Origin of the sequence: Kribbella albertanoniae, assembly GCF_004348455.1 — a bacterium.
Classification (GTDB): Bacteria; Actinomycetota; Actinomycetes; order Propionibacteriales; family Kribbellaceae; genus Kribbella; species Kribbella albertanoniae.
Genome location: NZ_SMKA01000440.1, coordinates 1 through 3,980 on the forward strand (window position 1 = coordinate 1; position 3,980 = coordinate 3,980).

The following is a 3,980-nucleotide window of genomic DNA, read 5'->3' on the forward strand; positions in this document are numbered from 1 at the left end:
ATCCTCCCCCACCCCAACTCCATCCCCCGAACGACAGCCGCCCCAGAACCCGGTTAACCCCAGGGCCGGTGAGTTAAGGCTCGCCTCTGCGGCATCCCGCTCCCCGCCACCACAACGTCCGAAAAACCGGAGGACGGCCCTCCGATCTTTCGGACGTTAAGGCGAACCCGCAGCGAACGAGTCACCGAGCCCCTCCCCAAACCGGTTCGGGGAGGAACCTCGGGGACTCCGTGACGAAAATCCATCGGACACCGCATCCCGGCATCCCCCGGCGACCCGAGAGCACCGGGGCAGTAGTCACCTTGAGCACCCACCAACCATCTGGCAGCCGCCGAAACGGTCGAACCGTGCACAAAGACGCCCGGCCAACGCACCCTGAGCACCCATCAACCACTTGCCGGCCGCACACAGGGTTGAACCGTGCACAACGTCGTACCGGCTCCCGTGGAGAGCCCTTAACCAACCGGCCTTGGGGTTAACCCATGCGACGACCGACCACGAGAACTCGCCAACCCGTTCGCGGGGTGGGTTCACCCACCAAAAGCGTGGCTTTGCGGAGTGCGGCTGCCCGTCCTTGGCAGTGCGACTCCGATGATCGCCACGACTCGTGGTCGCCTACCGAACCATCCCGGCCAAGCCACAGACTCGGCCAGCCACACCACTTCCGTGACGCCGGCCGCAGCGGCGAGCAACCACCGCTGTACGTTTCCGGCCGCATCCGAGCGAACCGTCCTGAAGATGCACAACAACAGGACGTATACGCCCATTACACCGCCCCCGCAGGCTCAGCCGGAGCCGCCGGCGCACCGAAATCGCCCACACCTCCTGTCCTTCGGGAGATCATCAGCGTATTGACAGATTTTCCTGTCAAGTGGGAGATTGGGCGCATGCTCGGATATGTCGACGAACCGGAGAAGGCGCGGGTGGCGTTGTCGCCGATCCGTCGGCGGATGCTGGAGCTGCTCCGCGAGCCGTCATCGGCGACCCAGCTCGCCACCGCATTGGAGCTGCCGCGGCAGCGCGTTGGGTACCACCTGCGCGAGCTGGAGAAGGCCGGGCTGGTGGAGCTGATCGAGGAGCGGCAGCGCCGCGGGTTCACCGAGCGGATCTTCCGCGCGGCGACCCTGGTGATCGATCCGGCCGTGATGGGCCAGGCGTTCACCGGGATCCAGGACCAGTACGCCGCCGAGCACCTGATCGAGGTCGCCGCCGGAACCGTGCAGGACGTGGCCCGGATGCAGAGCGCGGCCGGCAGCAAGCGGCTCCTCACATTCACCCTGGAAGCCGAGGTGCGGTTCGCCGAACCCGGCGACGTACACCGCTTCACCGACGCCCTGACCGAGGCCGTCCGGCAGGTCGTCGAGCAGTTCGACACCGAGGACGGACGGCCCTATCGCCTGATCGCCGGCGGCCACCCGGCACCCCGACGTACCGAAGGAGAATCATGACCGAGATCGTGGTGACAGTGGCGGCGCCGGTGGACGCCGTCTGGAACGCCTTGCGGGACAAGGAAAAGATCCGTCACTGGCACGGCTGGGAATACGCCGGTCCGGAGGGTGGGCTGGAGGAGGAGATCGACCAGATCTACTTCACCGAGACCTCCGAGACCGGGACCACGCTGACCCTGGGGAACGGCGACGAGTTCGTCGTCGAACCGGTCGAGGGCGGCAGCCGGATCACGCTGACCCGGGCACCGATCGGCGCGAACCCCGACTGGGACGCGTACTACGACGACGTCACCGAGGGCTGGATCACCTTCCTGCACCAGTTGCGGTTCGCGATCGAGCACCACCCGGGCGAACCGCGCCGTACCTTGTTCTACTCGGGCACCGGCCCGGTGAATCCGATCACCGAGCTCGGCATCCCGGCCGACGAGCTCGACCTGCCGGACGGCCGCGCGAAGGCGTTGGCGTTCTACACGTCCGAGCACCAGGCCGGCGTCACAGTAGATGCCTGGGGCAACGGTTTGCTCGTGCTCAGCCACATCCCGCCCGGCGAGACGAAGCCGGAAGGCGCGACGATGGCTGTCCTCTCCCTGTACGGCGACGTCGACCGGGAGCAGGTGGACGCGGCGTGGCGCGCCTGGTGGGCGGAGCGCTATCCCGAGCCGCAGGAGATGTACGCCTGACCCAGGGGTGACAGTACGCAAACGTGCCAGCACTCTCGGTCTGTTCTTCACCGGTTACCTGTGAGTACATAGGGGTCCCTCCGGCAAGAGAGGACCCCGGTGAAGAATCCGCCCAGTTCGCTCCGGCTCGCCCTGATCCTTGCGCTCTCCATGACCGGGCTCTGCCTGGTCGCCGCCCCCGCCCGGGCCGACGGCCCCGGCACCGGCACTCCGTACGTCGTCACGCTCGGCGACTCCTACATCTCTGGTGAGGCCGGTCGCTGGGCCGGCAGCTCCAACGACTCCGAGGCACCCGCCGACGCTCTCGGCGCACACGCCTACCACGACAACGCGAGCGGTACCGCGGAAGCGATCCCGAAATGCCACCGCAGCCGCTCGGCCGAGGCGTTCATCGGCGGGGGCGTCGGCAGCCTCAACCTCTCGTGTTCCGGCGCGCGGACCACGACAGGTACGGGCGAGGACTTCAAGCCCGGCATCGACTTCTACGACAACGGCGCCGGCCGGCTCGGTCAGGCGAAGGCACTCCAGCAGTTCGCGACCAGCCACAACGTGCGACAGGTCGCCGTCTCGATCGGCGGCAACGACTTCAACTTCGCCGCGATCGTCACGCAGTGCGTGCAGAACTTCCTGCTCTCGCCTTCCTGGGCGCCCGATTACTGTCGCGACGATTCCTCCGTGGTCGCCAACTTCACGTCCGCCAACGTGACCGCTGTCCGCGGCAAGATCGCCACCGCGCTGCAGAACGTCCGGACCGCGATGCGGAACGCCGGGTACGGCGACAGCGCCTGGACCCTCGTCGTACAGACGTATCCGTCACCGATCCCGACCGCCAGCGGCTTCCGCTACGGCCAAACCGGCTACACCCGGCAGAGCGTCGGCGGCTGCGGCTTCTGGAACGCGGACGCCGACTGGGCCAACAGCACCGCCCTCACCACCATCAACAGCACAGTCCGCGCGGCCATCACCCAGTCCGGCCTGACGAACACCCGCCTGCTGGAACTGCAGTCCACCTTCAACGGCCGCCGCCTGTGCGAGAAGTCAGTCGGCCTCTACGAGGAGGTCGGCCTCAGCTCCTGGACCCAACCCACCTCGGTCGACAAGACCGAGTGGATCAACCAGATCCGCACGGTCACCACGATCGGCTCGAATTACTTCATCCAGGAATCTCTGCACCCGAACTACTGGGCCCAACTGGCACTGCGCTCCTGCCTCCGCCAGACCTACACCCAGAATCGCGGCGGCACCTGCGCGATCGCAGGCGCCGGTCTCACGAACGGTGAGCCCCGCATGACACTTGGTTAGTTTCGGACTGAAGGGTCTCGGTACGGCGGCCTCCCCCGCGAGGGCGCCGTACCGCCTTGGTGCACTAGTGTTGCGAGTCTCACCAGGGCGGGGGCCCTGGACCCGATGTAGGTAGGAAAGGCAGAATCGCGCCGACGGGGTCGGCTGCCGGGTGGGGTGTTGGTGGAAACGGAATACGCGCTGTCGCTCGGCACGCAACGCTGGCCCCTGCCCTCCAGTGCCGAAGAGATCACCCTCGGCCGCGCCGCCAACGCCGACGTCCGCCTCCCGGCCGACGACCAGATCTCGCGCATCCACGCCCGCCTGGTCCGCACTGGCGCCGACTGGACGCTTCACGACGCGTCCCGCAACGGGACCGGCCTGAACGGCCGCCGCCTCACCGCCCCCACCGCGCTCACCAACAGCGACCAGATCCACATCGGCCGCTCGGTCATCACCTTCCACGCCACCCCCGCTGGCGCACCCACCACCCCAGACGCCCCGGGGTCAGCGCCAACCCCGAGCGCACAGGCCTCCGCGCCCAGCACACCAGGCACTGCCGGGGCAGCAG

General features: G+C 67.7%; 4 protein-coding genes. All 4 read left to right on the top strand.

The window, feature by feature from the left end; genetic code table 11:
* Nucleotides 1-887 precede the first annotated feature (887 nt).
* Nucleotides 888-1,448 (top strand): ArsR/SmtB family transcription factor, encoded by a 561-nt coding sequence (locus E1261_RS43670; protein WP_132416091.1) that lies wholly within the window; start codon nucleotides 888-890, stop codon nucleotides 1,446-1,448.
* Complete coding sequence (locus E1261_RS43675; RefSeq protein WP_132416093.1) at nucleotides 1,445-2,128, top strand: SRPBCC family protein; 684 nt, start codon at nucleotides 1,445-1,447, stop codon at nucleotides 2,126-2,128. Before E1261_RS43670 ends, E1261_RS43675 begins: the two co-directional genes overlap by 4 nt.
* A 99-nt stretch (nucleotides 2,129-2,227) precedes the next feature.
* The gene (locus E1261_RS43680; protein ID WP_238176828.1) at nucleotides 2,228-3,430 is read left to right on the top strand and encodes an SGNH/GDSL hydrolase family protein; all 1,203 of its coding nucleotides are present in this window, start codon (nucleotides 2,228-2,230) and stop codon (nucleotides 3,428-3,430) included.
* A 162-nt stretch (nucleotides 3,431-3,592) separates the two neighbouring features.
* Nucleotides 3,593-3,980: FHA domain-containing protein (locus E1261_RS43685; protein WP_132416095.1), on the top strand; the 388-nt coding region annotated here is incomplete at its 3' end.

Coding starts and splice junctions, on each gene's coding strand:
- E1261_RS43675 (WP_132416093.1), top strand. CDS start 1,445: ATGACCGAGATCGTGGTGACAGTGGCGGCGCCGGTGGACGCCGTCTGG.
- E1261_RS43670 (WP_132416091.1), top strand. CDS start 888: ATGCTCGGATATGTCGACGAACCGGAGAAGGCGCGGGTGGCGTTGTCG.